The following is a 16,678-nucleotide window of genomic DNA, read 5'->3' as shown; positions in this document are numbered from 1 at the left end:
TTTTGAACAAGGATAATTTAATAGCTAAATATTGTTAATCCCTTTAGGTTTAGGTTTAAAAACAATATCTTTAAGATTCAAAAAACTAGCAATTACAACATACTTTAAATTTAAATTGTTTCTATGCATACTGAGCCAAAATTAGCACGTTTCAATCAAAATGTGCTTTCAAAATATCAAATTTATAACAGTATTTTTATGACGCTTCCTTTTGATACACTATCAAAGACCGTTGCGTTATTGCCATTATTTTATGAAACATGCAAATTAGGTTTTGAAGAAAAAAATGACCCCACAACTATTGTAAACACTTTTTTCAATAAATATCAAAGTCAGTTGAATGAAAAGGGTCAGATAGATTTATTGTTTCGTTTTATACAATACATAGAGCGGCAAGTTGTTTTATTTGATGCGGTTGAGGATGCGGCTTTTCCTATTGTTAATAATATGGAAGGTGTTGGATCATTAAGAAGTTTAAAGGAAAATGCAACAGCACAGCACAAAAAAGAATTACTAAAACGCTATCTTGAAACTTTCAATGTGCGAATTGTTTTAACCGCTCATCCTACACAGTTTTACCCAGGAGCAGTACTAGGCATTATTACAGATTTAGCTGAAGCCATTAAAACTGATAATCTAACAGAAATAAGTGATCTCTTAGGGCAATTGGGGAAAACGCCATTCTTTAAAGATCACAAGCCAACTCCTTACGATGAGGCAGTAAACCTAATATGGTATTTAAAAAATGTATTTTATCATTCTTTCGGAAGTATCTACGATTATGTACAGCAAAATATTTTTGACTACAAAGAGATTAATAACTCATTGGTAAATATTGGTTTTTGGCCTGGAGGGGATAGGGATGGAAATCCGTTTGTAACTCCACAGATTACGATTGATGTTGCTAAAAAATTAAAAGAGTCTATTATTAAGAATTACATCAAGGATGTAAAGTATTTAAGAAGACGATTGACATTCAGAGGCATTAGAGAGCGTATAATAGATGTAAACCACAGGTTGTACAATACTTTATTGCTAAAAGATAATCAAATCACCTTAGAGGAATTAAAATCGGAATTACACGAGATAAGAACCCGATTGATTGAAAATCATCAATCTTTATATTTAGATAAGGTGACTTCAATGATAAATAAGACAAATTTGTTTGGGTATCATTTTGCTAGTTTAGATATAAGACAAGACAGTCGTGTGCACGATAAAATGTTTAGATCGCTTGTAGGTGAGTTAATCTCTAGAGGAAGTGATTTGTTTCCTAATAATTTCTTTGAACTTTCAGAAAATGAACAAAAATCACATTTGGCGGCAATTAGCGGTAACATTGGCAACCTTGAGTTTAAAGAAGAATTATCTCGAGACATAGTTGAAACGATAAGAGCAATGAAGTCTATACAGGAAACCAATGGAGAAGTAGCATGTAACCGCTACATTATTAGTAACAACCAAACCACTATGAATGTGTTGCAGTTATTTGCCATGTTAAAGATTGTGGCTTTTGATGATGAGTTAACAGCAGATGTCGTACCGCTATTTGAAACAGTATCGGATTTAGTTGCTGCGCCAAAAGTTATGGAAGAGCTCTACACAAACCCACATTATAGATTGCATTTAGAAAATAGGAATAACAGGCAAACTATAATGCTTGGTTTTAGCGATGGTACTAAAGATGGTGGTTACTTAATGGCCAACTGGGCTATATTTAAAGCAAAAGAAGCTCTAACAGCCTTATCGCGCCAATACGGCATCGATGTCATATTCTTTGATGGTCGCGGTGGGCCTCCAGCTCGTGGTGGTGGAAAAACACATCAGTTTTATGCATCTTTAGGACCAACTATAGAGGATAAGGAAATTCAGTTGACCATTCAAGGGCAGACCATTAGCTCTAATTTCGGTACTTTAGAGTCTTCGCAATACAATATGGAGCAACTTATAAGTTCTGGTATTATGAATCGTCTTAATGATAAGAATTTAGAGATGAAAGTCGAAGATAAAGCGGTGATGGATCACTTGGCTGAGCTAAGTTATCAGGCTTATGTGGATTTTAAAGAGCATCCAAAATTTTTGCCTTATTTGGAGCATATGAGTACTTTAAAGTATTATGCCAAGACCAATATTGGTAGTCGCCCCTCAAAACGAGGTAAATCTGAGGGCTTGGATTTTAAGGATCTCAGAGCTATCCCTTTTGTAGGTTCTTGGAGCCAATTAAAACAAAATGTACCAGGTTTTTATGGTGTAGGTACAGCCTTAAAATTTTATGAAGATAAAGGTGAATTTGAAAAAGTTCAACATTTATATAAAGAATCTAGATTTTTTAGAACACTTATTGCTAATAGCATGATGTCTTTGTCTAAATCCTTTTTTGATTTAACGCGTTACATGGCAGAAGATGAGGAATATGGTGATTTTTGGAAATTGATTTACAAAGAGTATGAAACTACAAAACGCCTTATTTTAAAGCTCACAGGGTTTAGCGAACTCATGGAAAATGAACCAGTAGCCAAGGCATCTATAGCAGTAAGGGAGTCAATAGTATTGCCATTATTAACTATTCAACAATTTGCATTAAAGAAAATGCAGGAATTGAACAAAGCAAACCCAAAGGATGAAGCTAAGATTGCAGTCTTTGAAAAAATGGTAACCCGATCGTTATTCGGGAATATTAATGCTAGCCGAAATTCGGCATAGCCTTTTCAATAAAAAATAAAATCAAATTGCCCTCCAAGATGTTCTTGGAGGGCAATTTTTTCACAATTTAAATTAAAAACAAGTAAAGGTATATTTAGTGTTCGTTTAATCTAAAATCAGGGTAGGCATCCATGCCATGTTCATAGGCATCTAAACCTTCAAGTTCTTCAAGCTCTGAAACTCTTATCCCAACAGTTTTCTTCAAAGTAAAAATGATTAAAAATGAAGAAATAACACAGATAGCAGCATAAGCTAAAACCCCATAGAGTTGAGGTAAAAATGATAATGAATTAGCTGCATCTAAAGCTGAAGTTACAACGCTGCCATTGGCATTTAAAAATTCACCAGCATCATTTGTCATTGGTTTAAATCCAAGAATTCCTACGGCTAGAGTTCCCCAAATTCCACAAACAAGATGTACAGCGATAGCACCGACAGGGTCGTCTAGTTTTAGTTTGTCAATAAAACTTACTGCAAATACAATAATAATTCCAGAAATTGCACCGATGAAGATGGCATCTGTTGGGCTCATAACATCGGCTCCTGCAGTAATGCCTACAAGTCCTCCCAAGATACCATTCAGAAACATGGTTAGATCTAGATTTTTAAATCTTAGAGTTGATGTAATTGCAGAAAACACACCGCCTGAAGCTGCAGCAAGACAAGTTGTAACTAACGTAAGTGATGTTAATTCTGGGTCAGCGGATAACACAGAGCCGCCATTAAATCCAAACCAGCCAAGCCAGAGAATTAATACGCCTGCTGTTGCTATAGGTATGTTGTGGCCTGGTATTGCTTGAATTTTTCCATCTTTGAATTTTCCTATTCTTGAACCTAAAAGACAAACTGCTACAAGGGCAGCCCAACCACCTACGGAATGTACTAATGTTGAGCCAGCAAAATCATAAAATCCAAGTTTGTCTAAAAAACCTTCTCCCCATTTCCATGATCCAGCTATTGGATAAACCAACCCTACATATAGAATTGTAAAAATCATAAAAGGTCCAATTTTTATGCGCTCAGCTACAGCGCCAGAAACAATGGTTGCAGCGGTAGCGGCAAACATGCCTTGAAACAAAAAGTCTGTCCAATAAGTATAGCCTTCGTTGTAGGTTAAGTCTAAAGTGCCAGAATCGGTAATTGGAGCTTCTAATCCAAATCCTGAAAACCCAATAAAGCCATTGAATTCTCCAGGATACATAAGGTTGAAGCCTACAAGGTAGTACAACAGTAGACCTATTGTAATGATGAAAATGTTTTTGAATAAAATATTTATCGTGTTCTTTTGACGTGTTAAGCCTATCTCTAAAAATGCAAACCCTAAATGCATAAAAAATACTAGAGCGGTACATATCATCATCCAAATGTTGTTGGCAGTAAATAGTTCCATTGTTTTAATTTAAAGTTTGACCTCCCTTTTCTCCTGTTCTAATTCTGTAACATTCCTTAATATCCGATACAAAAATTTTACCATCGCCAACTTCACCAGTAGCAGCAGACTCTAAAATGGCTTTAATGGTAACTTCTTCAAAATCGTCATTTACAACAATAGACAAATAGCGTCTTTGGATATCGCTGGTACTATATGAGACACCTCTATATACATGTCCTTCTTTTTCATTGCCAAGACCTGTAACGTCCCAATACGAGAAGAAATTGACACCAACATCATGTAGTGCGCTTTTAACAGCAGAAAATTTAGATTTTCTAATAATGGCTTCAACTTTTTTCATTAAAATAAATTTTGATTTTCCATCAAATTTATAATAAATAAAAACATAACCCTTAAAATTTTAGGGGTCATTGAATATAATTACGATAAAATTAATTTTTAACCCTAAAAATTAAAGGGTTTTCAATTTATTGGCGAGTTTCACTTAGTTGAAACTTTTTAATAAGAAATGCCTCAATTCTTCGTAGTTGGAAATTTTAATGCTCTTCTTTTCTTTGTGTAGAATAGATTTAATCTGAGGAGGTATTTCCATTTGATCTGCTATTTGTTTTGGCATTACAGGAAAAAACTTGATAGGATGCGCTGTTTCAAGGAAAATGCCGTAAGAATCAGAATTATGTTTTAAGTGGTTTTTAAGTGCTAAATAACCAATTGCTCCATGAGGATCAGCTATATAATTGTGTTGTTTTTTTAAATGATTAATAGCATCAATAGTTTCAGAATCGGTAAAGCCATAACCTGAAAGATTTTGTTTTAATAGTTCAAAATCATGATGGTGAAGCTCTTCAATCCTTATAAAATTACTTGGTGCTCCAACATCCATGGCATTACTTATTGTGGCAACCGAGGCTTTGGTTAAGTAGTTGCCTGTTTTTAAGTATTCAGGTACGACATTATTTGCATTGGTTCCAGTAACAAAATGATGAATCGGTAGTCCAAGTTTTTGAGCCATCATACCAGCGCAAATATTACCATAATTGCCACTTGGAACCGAAAACACAAGTTTTTTGCTTTTGTCTTTTAAAGCTTTAAAAGCAAAAAAATAGTAGAACATTTGTGGTAGCCATCTGGCAATATTTATGGAATTTGCTGAGGTAAGTGTTCTGGAAGTTTTTAAACCTTCATCTAAAAACGCAGTTTTTACCATGGCTTGGCAATCATCAAAAACACCGTTAACTTCTAATGCGGTAATATTTTGACCTAATGTAGTAAGTTGTTTTTCTTGAATATCACTGACTTTTCCGCTTGGATATAAAATGACAACGTCTACACCTTTAACACCTAAAAATCCATTAGCAACTGCACCACCTGTATCTCCAGAAGTGGCTACTAAAACCGTAACCTTGTTTGTGTTTTTATCTTTACTGTTGAAATACCCAAGACAGCGTGCCATAAATCTTGCGCCAACATCTTTAAATGCTAGGGTTGGTCCATGGTATAATTCAAGTGAAGCAATGTTTTTATCAATTTCAACTAATGGGAAATCAAAACTTAAAACATCTTTTAGAATTGTTTTTAAATCTTCTTCGGGAATTTCATCACCAACAAATTGTTTAATAGCTTCATAAGCAATATCAACCTGATTTAGGTTTTCAATATTATGAAAAAAGGAATCCGGTAATTGTTGAATTGTCTTTGGAAAATATAAGCCCTTATCGGGCGCTAAGCCTCTAACGACAGCTTCTTTAAATCTAACTTCTGGTGCGTTATGGTTTAAGCTAAAATAGTTCATAAAATCCGTGTTCCTGTTTTGCTTATGTGAGATACGTAGGTGCTGTAATCAATACCAGAATTTTTATAAACGGCATCCATTGCCGTTTCAACTTTTTGAGCAATTTCAAGATTTTTACTTAGTGCAAAAATTGATGGCCCAGAACCAGAAATACCTGCTCCCAAAGCACCTGCAGAAATTGCAGATTGTTTAACATCGTCAAAAAGCGGAATTAATTTTTTTCGGTTTGGTTCTGCAACCAAATCAACCAAAGAACGGCCAATTAAATCATAGTCGTTGCTGTGTAAACCACTAATGAGTCCTCCAACGTTAGACCATTGCGAAATAGCTGTTTTTAAATTGATTTTTGCTGGTACAACTTTGCGTGCATCTTCAGTTTTAATTTCAATTTGAGGGTGAATGATTGTAGCAACCAAATTTATGGGTGTTGGTATGCTGACAATGTCTAATGGTTCATAGCTTCTAACTAAAATAAATCCACCATAAATTGCTGCAGCAACATTGTCTGCAATTGCAGAACCACAAGCGGCAACTTCACCTTGCATTGCAAACTTAGTAAGTTCTAAATTTGAGTATTTATTACCTAACAACTGATTAACTGCGAAGGCAGTTCCTGAAGCGCTTGCTGCGCTACTTCCTAATCCGCTACCAGGCCTAAAGTTCTTAAAAATTTGAATGTCTAATCCGAAGTTGGCTTTACTTTCTTTAAGCATGAGTAGAGCAACAACTCCAGCAACATTTTTATGAGCCTCGTAAGGGAGATTTGCTCCTTCTATTTTAGAAATGACAACTTCTTTTGAATCAGTTTTGGTAAAAATCATGCCGTCACCCAAAGTTTCTAATGCAAAACCCATAGCGTCGTAACCGCACGATACATTGGCTACAGTTGCAGGTGAAAAAACTCTGATTTGATTCATGATTTACTAATTTCTTCCTAAAGTAATAATATCTCCAAACAGACCAGATGCTGTAACTTCTGCACCAGCACCAGCGCCCTTTATGATTAATGGTTGTTCTGTGTATCGTTCTGTAAAGAATAATACGATGTTATCTTTTCCTTTTAAATTGTAAAAAGGATGTTCTTTGTCAATCTCTTTTAATCCAACGCTTGCTTTACCGTTGTTAAATTCGGCAACATATTTTAACTGGCAATCGTTCTTTTGTGCTGATTTGTATAGTTCACTAAAGTGTGAAGCTTGAGCTTTTAAAGTTTTATAAAAATCATCAACGGTATTTGCTTCTAAACTTTCTTTAGGTAAAAACGATTGATTTTTAATGTCTTTTAAATCGAGTTTATAACCCGCTTCTCTGGCGAGAATTAAAATCTTTCTGGCAACATCAACACCACTTAAATCTATTCTTGGATCAGGCTCAGTGTAGCCTTCTTCTTGAGCTTGTTTTACAATGTCATGAAAACTACTGTTGTCATCAAAATTATTGAAAATAAAGTTTAAACTTCCAGATAAAACAGCTTGAATTGAGGTAATCCTGTCACCAGAATTTATTAGGTTATTTAAGGTGTTTATCACTGGTAATCCTGCACCGACATTAGTTTCAAACAAAAATGAAGCATTATATTTTCTTGATAAATCCTTAAGCTCTCGATAGTCTGAGTACTTTGAAGAGCACGCAATTTTATTACATGCTATTACCGAAATACTTTCTTTTAAATAGTCTTTGTAAGTTTTGGCAACCTCTTTATTTGCTGTAACATCAATAAAAATGCTATTACTTAAGTTAAGCTCTTTAATGGTTTCAAAAAATGATTTGTGAGATTGTTTCTTACCTTTTCGTAATTGTTCTTTCCAACAATCTAAACCTATGCCTTCTTCATTAAATATCATTTTTTTGGAATTGCTTATGCCAACAACTTTAACATTAAGCAGAAGGTTTTCGTTAAGATAATCTTGTTGTTTTTTGATTTGGTTCAATAAAATACCACCAACATTTCCAACACCAACAATAAATAGATTGAGAGTTTTAACTTGCTTTTCAAAGAAACGATTGTGTAATGCGGTAAGCGCTTTTTTGATGTCTTTGTGAGAAATCACAGCAGATATATTTCGTTCTGAAGCACCTTGGGCAATGGCTCTGACGTTAACATTGTTGTTACCTAAAGCTCTGAACATTCTGCCGCTAATACCTTGATGGTTTTTCATGTTATCTCCAACAACAGCAACAATAGCTAGGTTATTCTCAACTAATAAAGGTTTAATTTTTTTCTTTGAAATTTCGTAAATGAACTCCTCATCAACTATTTCCTTAGCTTTTTTAGAATCGGTACTATAAACACCAACACATATAGAATGTTCGGAAGAGGCTTGAGTTATTAAGACGACATTGATATTGCCTCTTGATAACGTTGAGAACAGGCGTTTAGAAAAGCCCGGAACACCAATCATACCATTTCCCTCTAGGGTAAGTAATGCAATATTTTCAATGTGACTAATGCCTTTTACGGGTTCTTTTTTGTCAGTATTCTTTTTTGTGATTAAAGTGCCTTCTTCATTTGGTGCAAACGTGTTTTTTATGTGTATAGGAATGTTTTTTTGTAACGCAGGTTGTACAGTTGGTGGATATAAAACTTTAGCACCAAAATGCGATAATTCCATAGCTTCTTTATACGAAATCTCTTTTATAGGAAAGGCTTGTTTTACTAGTTTAGGGTTAGCAGTGTACATGCCGCTAACATCTGTCCAAATTTCTAACACAGTTGCTTTAGTTGCTGAAGCAATCAGTGCTGCTGTGTAGTCTGAGCCACCTCTTCCGAGAGTTGTGGTTTCTCCGTCTTTATTTCTAGAAACAAAACCAGGGAGTACAACAATTTTATCTTTGTTTTTTTTGAAAAAAGAAGAAATGTTATTTGAGGTTTCTTTTGTGTTTACAACAGCATTTGTAAATGTTGAATCTGTTATAATAAGTTCTCTGCTATCTTTTAAGGATGAACGTTTTAGGGTTTGCTGTATTGCTTCAGAAATGATGTAAGAGGATAAGAGTTCTCCAAAGCTTAATATTTTATCAATGGTTTTATTAGAAAATTCATTGATTAGGTATAAGCCCTGAAGAATTTGTTTTAATTCTTCAAGCTTTACATTAATTCGCTTTAATACTGCCTCTTTAGCTTTGCCCTTGATTAGTTCTTCAACTGCATCATTGTGACGATCTACAATTTGTTTGTAGACATTAAGGTATTTTTCATCCCTATTTGTGGCAAGGGTACCAGTTTCAATAAGCATATCTGTTGTGCCACCAAGAGCAGAAACAACAACAGCAATTGTGTGTTTATTAGATTCCTTTTCTAAGATATTAAGGACTTTTGATATATTCTCTGCATTGGCAACTGAAGTGCCACCAAACTTAAGTACTCTCACTGGTAATGATTCTTTTAACAATGATATTAAAAAATGTGTAAAATGATACTTGCAAAAAGAAAATTTATTTGAGTAATCTTAGGTTAAAACTGTTTTTAAAGGCGAGATCTTTTAAAAACCAAAAAACCCAATTCAAAAGAATTGGGTTTTTGATGGTGGTGCCTCCAGTACCACTTTTGTGTTTAATCTATGTTATCTTATTTTAATTGAAAGTACTTTAAACCTTTATTATAGTTGAATTAAAAGCAAATAATAAATAAATTGACTATATTTGGAATAACAACAATTCAACGTTTGGTTGTCCCTTTTGTTGTCTCTTTTAATATATGAATTTAATAATGATTAATAGTATAAAAACAACTTCTGGAACTGCAAAATACAGGTTAAAAGAGCCTAATGCTAAGAAAGAAACATCAATTATATTGGATTATAGTTTTGGAAGAAAAAATAGAATTAAATTTTCTACAGGTTATAAAGTAGACCCAAAATTTTGGGATGGTTCAAACCAAAGAATAAGGGCTATTTCTACAATTGAAAATAGAGAAACCGTTAATGCGGATTTGGTAAATTACTTGGCTGAATTTATGAAGGAGATTTCTGAACTCAAGGAGATTGAACGAACAAATAAATCAGTTCTTAAATCACTCCTTCAAAAAATCATTAGAGGTGAACAGAAGGATGTGTCAATAACAAAGACTTTCTTTGAATATGCAGATAGTTTTATTTTAAGGAAGGAAAATCAGTCTAAAGGCTTAAGAAGCACTAAACTAAGCCCTGTAACCGTAAGATCTTATAAGCAAACTGTTAATAGGCTCAGGGATTTCAATAATGAATTAGGTTATTCGTTAGACTTCCATACTATAGATTTGAATTTCTACTATGAGTTTGTTGAATTCTTGGAACAGAAGAACTATAAAACCAATACCATCGGGAAGCATATAAAAAACTTAAAGACTATTTTAAATTCTGCCACAGAAGATGGTTATAATTCAAATTTAAAATACAAACACAGAGAATTTAAAGCTCTATCTGAGGAAACGGTTTCAATATATTTAACAGAAAAAGAAATAGAGGCCATTTATAACGTTGACTTATCAGGGGCCAAAGATTGGGAATTAGCTAGAGATATTTTTTTAGTTGGATATTATACAGGTCAAAGGGTGTCTGATTATAACCCTGTTAAAAAAGAACAGATTAAAAGATTTCAGGGAACAGAAGTCATTGAATTCAAACAAAGAAAAACAGGTAAAAAGCTATTTGTACCATTACATCCTAAGCTAAAGAAAATTTTTAAAGAACGCTATAATGGTAACCCACTACCTGAATTAAATGCAGGTGACATTAATGAGTTTATTAAGGAGGTTGGGCGAAAGGCAAAAATTGATGATAAAATTTCAATAGAAAAGAAGCAAAATGGTAAAATTGTAATGGACTCATTGCCTAAATATAGCCTCATTCAATCGCATACAGCAAGACGGTCATTTTGTACTAATGCGTACTTATCTAAGATGCCAGTTATTGATATTATGGCTATAAGTGGGCACTCAACAGAACGAGAGTTTTATAAATATATAAAGGTAACACCACAAGAAAGAGCAATAAAAATTGCAGAAAGTGATTTTTTTAAGTAAAGCAAGTAAAGCTCCTAAATAAAATCCTAATAATCATAAATTATTATAATTAATCCTCTAGAATCCTCTAGAATCCTCTAGAATCCTCTAGAATCCTCAGGAATCCTCAGGAATCCTCAGGAATCCTCAAATCATTATTTTTTAAACTCTCATATTTGTGATGTTCATTAATCAAATAGAGCATCATGAATTCCAAAGAAATAAGAATATATAATTTATCGCCTGATGAGTTCAAGGAGAGTATTCGCTCTATTGTTAAAGAGTTAATGCCTCAGCAGACAAAGGAAGTAGATAAACCTGCATTTTCTGACGAGCTTTTAACAGTTGAAGAAACTCTGAAGCTCTTAAAATGCTCCAAACAAGCACTATGGAACTGGCGTAAAAATGGTATCCTTCCTTCCTACCGTCTTGGTAATCGTGTTTACTATAAGAAATGCGACATATTTAATAAACTAGTAAAGCAAGTTTAAGATGGTAGGGCATATTATTCTACATAGGGATATTATGGAGTGGGAGTGGTATCAAAGTCCCAACGTATTTCGAGTTTATATACATCTGCTTATTAAAGCCAATTTCAAAGACAAAAAATGGCAAGGAAAATTAATAAAGCGTGGACAATTAATTACTTCAATAGGTCATTTAGCATCCGAATTAATGATTTCAGCTCAATCTATAAGAACTTCACTTTTTAAACTTAGTGATAGTAATGCCATAGTATTGAAGCCAACAAACAGATTTACGCTCATAACCATTGTAAACTATGATAATTACCAAACTGCCAAATCCTACAGTAACAAGCAAAACAGCACTCAGGTAACAAGCTATCAACAATCAAATAACAAACAACTAACAACAACTAAAGAAAGAAATAACAATAATAAGGCTAATAAAGAAAAAATAGAGGTGAGACGTGAAAAATTCAAAAAACAAGTTTTTGAACACTCTCAATATGATTTTAAAATTTTAAATGGTTTTTATGATTACTGGAGCGAGCTTTCGTCTTGTAAAGAAAAAATGCGATTTGAAAAAGACGGTTTTTTTGAAATCGAAAAGCGTCTATCGAGATGGGTAAAAATGGAAAAAGACAACAAATCAGCGGTCGTTAAGTCTAAAGAATCTAAAAAAGTAAAAGGTAATCGATAGGTATGAAAAACCAAGGTAATAATAACGACGATTGTAGAATAATTTCTGAAAGAATCAGAATGAATCTAAAACAAAAAAGTATTAATTCTAGAATTAATCATCCATTTACAAAGAAAGAACTTTGGGATGTTTTCATGGATACTTATGAAAAATTGTTTGGTGTAAAATTCGTTTATACAGATGAATATTTAAAAAATAATTGGGCAGTAATTTTCAATTATTTTTTACACGATTTAAATTTTTACAGATCAACTAACCTATTTCAAGATGACGTGGTGCCGATGTACAACAAAGGACTTTTTATTGCGGGTCCAGTAGGAGTTGGCAAAACTAGAATAATGAAATGTTTTGAGGAGATTTTTAAAAAATACCCACCACATAGATTCAAAACAGTTTCTGTTGATGATGTAGTTCAGGAATTCGAAGGACTAACATGTCCTAATGACAAAAAGGAATTTTTTAATAAATATTCGACAGGTGTAATTCTGTTTGATGATTTACATTCAGAAAAAATTGCTAACAATTACGGAAAAACAAATGTGATGCTGAGAATAATTATGAATAGAGAAAGAAATAATTGCAAAACACATTTCACCATGAATCCTGTACCTGGTTTTGAGGAGTTACCAAAGGAAAATTTACTGGAATTAGAAGATTTTTATGATAATAGAGTAGCAGATAGAATTTTTGGTATGTGCAATTATGTAACAATAAGGGGTAAAAGTAAAAGGATGTAAAACGTTAAATAAAACTTTATTTAACGGAATTAGAGCACAAATAATGGAGAATTATGGAAAAAACAAGGTTTTGTAAACATTGTCAACAACAATTTGTTCAGAGGAGAAGCAACCATTTGTATTGTAGTTCTAGTTGTAGGACAAAAGCAAGTTATAAGAGAAACGATTATAAGTATATTTCTGGACACTATGAAAAAAGTGAACATTCAGATACTAAAAATCTACCCACTACAACAAATAATGATGATTTAATATTAGCTGTTCAGTCATTAGAAAAACGGATTGAAGAATTGGGTAACCATAATGTTCTTAATGCAAATTCAGTAAAAGAAGCAGCTTTGGGTACAATGGCAGCAGATGCAGGTGTCTATGCTGCAAAAAGATTATTTGCTCCAAAATCCTTACCAGCCACAAAAGGTGATATTGAGAGTTTGAAAGAAGAACTACGACAAATAAAACATTCCCTCATCTTCTCCAGAGTTAATAAATTACCTAATAATTTTTAGAATAGGTTTAAAAGACCAAATTCCTTTTTATTGCTATTTTTAGAAAATAAAGAGGATAAAAGTTTAAATGGCACTATTCCAAACATCGGTACTTAAAACATATTTGGCCCAACAAGACACAGCTATTGTAGAACTTGCCTATAAAAAATACACTAAGTATTTTCATAATGTTACCATTCAGGAGAATATTAAAAATTCTAAAGAAGAACAATACCAGGCAAAGTTTTTGGACGAGTTGTTTGTAAACGTTTTGGATTATACCCTGAACCCTAAACCTGATTTTAATATTACCACAGAATTTAAAAACCAAAAGGGATCGGGTAAAGCTGATGGAGCAATTTTAAAAGAATCTAAAGCCATCGGCGTTATTGAACTCAAGGGAACCAATACCAAAGACTTAGAAAGCATTCGCAAACAAGCGTTTGACTATAAAGCCAACCAAAAAGGTTGTGTCTATGTCATCACATCCAATTTTGAAAAGTTGCGGTTTTACATTAATGATGCTACCGAGTTTTTGGAATTTAATCTGTTTCAATTAGCACCAGAAGAATTTGCCTTAATGTACCTGTGCTTACAAAAAGATAATATTCTTAACCATGTACCGCTAACCATAAAAGAAGCCTCTTTAGTTGAGGAAGACAAGATTACCAAACAGTTTTACAACGACTATTCGGTTTTTAAGCGAGAACTGTTTAGAGACCTCGTAAAACGAAATGCCAAACGTCTAAAACAAAATGTCATTGCGAGCGAAGCGCGGCAATCTCATAATGAGGACGATAGTAACGAACGCAAACCCCTTGAAAAAAACGTAAAACTATCCCTATTCAAAAAATCACAGAAGCTCATAGACCGTTTTCTGTTCATTTTCTTTGCCGAAGATAGAGACCTCTTACCACCAAACTCAACCATCCAAATTCTGGACAAGTGGAAAGCCGATATAGACTTTGGTGACGAACGCCCATTATACGGATTGTTCAAACAATACTTTCATTTTCTCGACCAAGGTAGAAAAGGCACAACCTCAAGAGCCGAAATCTATGCCTACAATGGTGGTTTGTTTAAACCAGATACCATTCTCGATAATTTGGAAATAGATGATGAGCTGTTGTACAAACACACCTATAAACTTGCCAAATACGATTTTAGCAGTCAGGTGGATGTAAACATTTTAGGGCACATCTTTGAAAACTCACTTAATGAGATTGAAAGCGTCAATGCCGAAATTGAAGGTGGCGAGTTCGATAAGCAAAAAAGTAAACGTAAAAAAGATGGTGTTTTCTACACGCCCAAATACATTACCAAATACATTGTAGAAAATACTGTTGGTAAACTTTGTCAAGAGAAAAAAGAAGCATTAGGCTTTAAGGAAGAAGCCTATTTTGAGGTAAAGAAAGGCACGCACCAAAACACAAAAAAGCAGTTGTTAGAGGTGCTGGACAGTTACCGTGAGTGGTTATTGCAAATCACTATTTGTGATCCTGCCTGTGGTTCTGGAGCGTTTTTAAACCAAGCATTGGATTTTCTCATTAAAGAGCACCGCTATATCGATGAGCTAAAAGCTAAAGTCTTGGGTGGTGGCTTAATATTAAGTGATATAGAAAACACCATTTTAGAAAACAACATTTATGGTGTAGACCTTAATGAAGAAAGTGTAGAAATTGCCAAACTATCCCTTTGGTTACGAACTGCACAACCACGAAGAAAATTAAGCGATTTAAGCTCTAACATTAAATGTGGCAACTCATTAATTGATAGCAAAACCGTAGCAGGCGATAAAGCCTTTAATTGGCAGGAACAGTTTCCTCAAATTTTTAAAAATGGTGGCTTTGATGTAGTGATTGGGAATCCACCTTATGTTAGAAATGAATTTATAGATGCAGACTCAAAAAAATACTTTGAGAAGCGATATGAAGTTTTTACGGGTAAATCAGATTTATATGTTTTCTTCTTTGAAAAATCATTGATGAATTTAAAAGAAAATGGAAAGTGTGGTTTTATTGTATCGAGCAAGTACACCAAAACAAAATACGGTAAGATTTTAATTGAATATTTACAGAATAATAGCAAAATAAACTCATTCATTGATTTCAGAGATTTAGATGTTTTTAGTGGAATTGTTGCTTATCCTTCAATTATACTTTTTGACAAGGGAAAAACAAATTCAAATAAATCCAAATCAAAATTACTTGTAGTTTCAGAAGAAAATTATCAAGAAGTTCAGAATAACTTTCAAAATTCAATCGAAGTAAATCAATCTGAAATTTTTAAAAGGTTAGGTTCTTGGTCAACAGGTTCCCTTGATAATAAGTTGTTCTCAATATTGAAAAAATTAGAAGATGAGAATAAAAAACTATCAGAGATTATTGAAAAACCTCAAGTTGGAATTAAAACTGGTTCAAACGCTTCATATATAATAAAAAAAGAAGAAGTTCCTAAAGAAATTGAAAACTCTATTTTATTGAAAGATTATTTAGTCGGTAGGGAGGTAAAAAAATATAGCCCAATTGAAACAGCAAATAAGACTGTGTTTCCATATAAAGAATCTAATAATCAAGGTTTAACTTTAATAGAAGATTTCGATAATCACAAAGAAGTTTTAAATTTTCTTGAAAAGAATAAGGACAAATTATCGAATAGAGCAATAATAGATAAAGGAATAGAAAAAGGAACTAAAAAATGGTACGAATACCAGCAAATTAAATTGGATTTTCCTTTTCGTCAAGAATATATAGTCTATCCCGATATATCTAGTTCTGTAAATTTCTCTATTGCAAAGGATGTTTTAATGGATATGACTTGTTTTGGTTTACCAACTAACTCTAAGAGTATTTTAGGTATTCTAAATTCTAAACTTATTGAGGTATATCTTAATTCTGTTTGTGTAAAAGCAAGAGGGGGTTATTTAAGGTTGAAAAGTCAGTATATTTTAAATATACCCTTAACCAATAATTATGAATCACAAAATTTAAATGATGCTGTTACCAAGGTTTTGGATATTTATTCAAGTTTTTATGAGCAAAATAATAAGTTTATAAAATTTATTTTAAGTCAACTGAACATTGACATTAATAAAAAACTCGAAAACTGGCACGAGTTAGATTTTGCAGACTTTATTAAAGAACTAAACAAAGCCATTAAAAAAGCAGGTGGTACACCACTCACCAAAAAAGATGAGTTTGAGTGGTTGGAATTGTTTGAAGACAATAAGAAAAAAGCCCAAGAGCTACAAAACCAAATCACCCAAACAGAAAAAGAGATAGACCAAATGGTTTATAAACTCTATGGCTTAACCGATGAAGAGATTGCAATTGTTGAAAACAGCTAATAATAAGGTTATTACGTGGGTTTTAAATATCTAAACTTCTGTTAATTAAACCATCATTTGTTAAAATTTCGTAACTT

General features: G+C 33.1%; 12 protein-coding genes. 7 read left to right on the top strand and 5 right to left on the bottom strand.

From position 1 onward, the window contains the following. The first annotated feature begins 123 nt into the window (after positions 1-123). Positions 124-2,703 (top strand): phosphoenolpyruvate carboxylase, encoded by a 2,580-nt coding sequence (locus ACPX19_RS03130; RefSeq protein ID WP_426431428.1) that lies wholly within the window; start codon positions 124-126, stop codon positions 2,701-2,703. A 94-nt stretch (positions 2,704-2,797) separates the two neighbouring features. On the opposite strand, the gene ACPX19_RS03125 is transcribed toward ACPX19_RS03130, so the two are convergent. The 5 genes from ACPX19_RS03125 to thrA form a co-directional block, all read right to left on the bottom strand. Next, positions 2,798-4,093: an ammonium transporter gene (locus tag ACPX19_RS03125; protein ID WP_426431426.1), complete on the bottom strand. Its 1,296-nt coding sequence runs from the start codon at positions 4,091-4,093 to the stop codon at positions 2,798-2,800. A gap of 4 nt (positions 4,094-4,097) precedes the next feature. Continuing rightward, entirely contained in the window at positions 4,098-4,436 is a 339-nt protein-coding gene (locus tag ACPX19_RS03120) for a P-II family nitrogen regulator (RefSeq protein ID WP_243472994.1), read from the bottom strand. A gap of 144 nt (positions 4,437-4,580) precedes the next feature. Next, on the bottom strand, positions 4,581-5,888 hold the full coding sequence (thrC, locus tag ACPX19_RS03115) for a threonine synthase (protein ID WP_426431424.1): 1,308 nt from the start codon (positions 5,886-5,888) through the stop codon (positions 4,581-4,583). Continuing rightward, on the bottom strand, positions 5,885-6,805 hold the full coding sequence (locus ACPX19_RS03110; protein ID WP_426431422.1) for a homoserine kinase: 921 nt from the start codon (positions 6,803-6,805) through the stop codon (positions 5,885-5,887). The genes thrC and ACPX19_RS03110 overlap by 4 nt, the downstream gene beginning before the upstream one ends. Before the next feature lie 6 nt (positions 6,806-6,811). Further along, positions 6,812-9,259: a bifunctional aspartate kinase/homoserine dehydrogenase I gene (gene thrA / locus ACPX19_RS03105; RefSeq protein WP_426431421.1), complete on the bottom strand. Its 2,448-nt coding sequence runs from the start codon at positions 9,257-9,259 to the stop codon at positions 6,812-6,814. 326 nt (positions 9,260-9,585) lie between these two features. On the opposite strand from thrA, the gene ACPX19_RS03100 reads away from it, so the two are divergent. From ACPX19_RS03100 to ACPX19_RS03075, 6 genes are all read left to right on the top strand, one after another. Then, entirely contained in the window at positions 9,586-10,890 is a 1,305-nt protein-coding gene (locus ACPX19_RS03100; protein WP_426431420.1) for a site-specific integrase, read from the top strand. Between the two features lie 185 nt (positions 10,891-11,075). Continuing rightward, positions 11,076-11,360, top strand: coding sequence for a helix-turn-helix domain-containing protein (locus tag ACPX19_RS03095; protein ID WP_426431419.1), 285 nt, complete (start codon positions 11,076-11,078; stop codon positions 11,358-11,360). Position 11,361: 1 nt separating this feature from the next. Then, positions 11,362-12,033, top strand: coding sequence for a hypothetical protein (locus ACPX19_RS03090; protein ID WP_426431418.1), 672 nt, complete (start codon positions 11,362-11,364; stop codon positions 12,031-12,033). Positions 12,034-12,035: 2 nt separating this feature from the next. Then, positions 12,036-12,770, top strand: a complete 735-nt coding sequence (locus tag ACPX19_RS03085) for a hypothetical protein (protein ID WP_426431417.1) — start codon at positions 12,036-12,038, stop codon at positions 12,768-12,770. A gap of 53 nt (positions 12,771-12,823) precedes the next feature. Then, positions 12,824-13,276: a hypothetical protein gene (locus ACPX19_RS03080; RefSeq protein WP_426431416.1), complete on the top strand. Its 453-nt coding sequence runs from the start codon at positions 12,824-12,826 to the stop codon at positions 13,274-13,276. A 67-nt stretch (positions 13,277-13,343) separates the two neighbouring features. Then, positions 13,344-16,601 (top strand): Eco57I restriction-modification methylase domain-containing protein, encoded by a 3,258-nt coding sequence (locus ACPX19_RS03075; RefSeq protein WP_426431415.1) that lies wholly within the window; start codon positions 13,344-13,346, stop codon positions 16,599-16,601. The last annotated feature ends 77 nt before the right edge of the window (positions 16,602-16,678 follow it).

This window comes from Winogradskyella sp. HB-48 (assembly GCF_049942685.1).
Lineage (GTDB): Bacteria > Bacteroidota > Bacteroidia > Flavobacteriales > Flavobacteriaceae > Winogradskyella.
Note: the sequence above shows the minus strand (reverse complement) of the source record. Positions and strands in the feature narration are given on the sequence as shown.

Bases quoted from the DNA above. Each gene is read 5' to 3' on its own strand.
- ACPX19_RS03075 (WP_426431415.1), top strand. From the start codon at position 13,344: ATGGCACTATTCCAAACATCGGTACTTAAAACATATTTGGCCCAACAA.
- thrC (WP_426431424.1), bottom strand. From the start codon at position 5,888: ATGAACTATTTTAGCTTAAACCATAACGCACCAGAAGTTAGATTTAAA.
- ACPX19_RS03110 (WP_426431422.1), bottom strand. From the start codon at position 6,805: ATGAATCAAATCAGAGTTTTTTCACCTGCAACTGTAGCCAATGTATCG.
- ACPX19_RS03085 (WP_426431417.1), top strand. From the start codon at position 12,036: ATGAAAAACCAAGGTAATAATAACGACGATTGTAGAATAATTTCTGAA.
- ACPX19_RS03125 (WP_426431426.1), bottom strand. From the start codon at position 4,093: ATGGAACTATTTACTGCCAACAACATTTGGATGATGATATGTACCGCT.
- ACPX19_RS03090 (WP_426431418.1), top strand. From the start codon at position 11,362: ATGGTAGGGCATATTATTCTACATAGGGATATTATGGAGTGGGAGTGG.
- ACPX19_RS03120 (WP_243472994.1), bottom strand. From the start codon at position 4,436: ATGAAAAAAGTTGAAGCCATTATTAGAAAATCTAAATTTTCTGCTGTT.
- ACPX19_RS03100 (WP_426431420.1), top strand. From the start codon at position 9,586: ATGAATTTAATAATGATTAATAGTATAAAAACAACTTCTGGAACTGCA.
- ACPX19_RS03130 (WP_426431428.1), top strand. From the start codon at position 124: ATGCATACTGAGCCAAAATTAGCACGTTTCAATCAAAATGTGCTTTCA.
- ACPX19_RS03095 (WP_426431419.1), top strand. From the start codon at position 11,076: ATGAATTCCAAAGAAATAAGAATATATAATTTATCGCCTGATGAGTTC.
- ACPX19_RS03080 (WP_426431416.1), top strand. From the start codon at position 12,824: ATGGAAAAAACAAGGTTTTGTAAACATTGTCAACAACAATTTGTTCAG.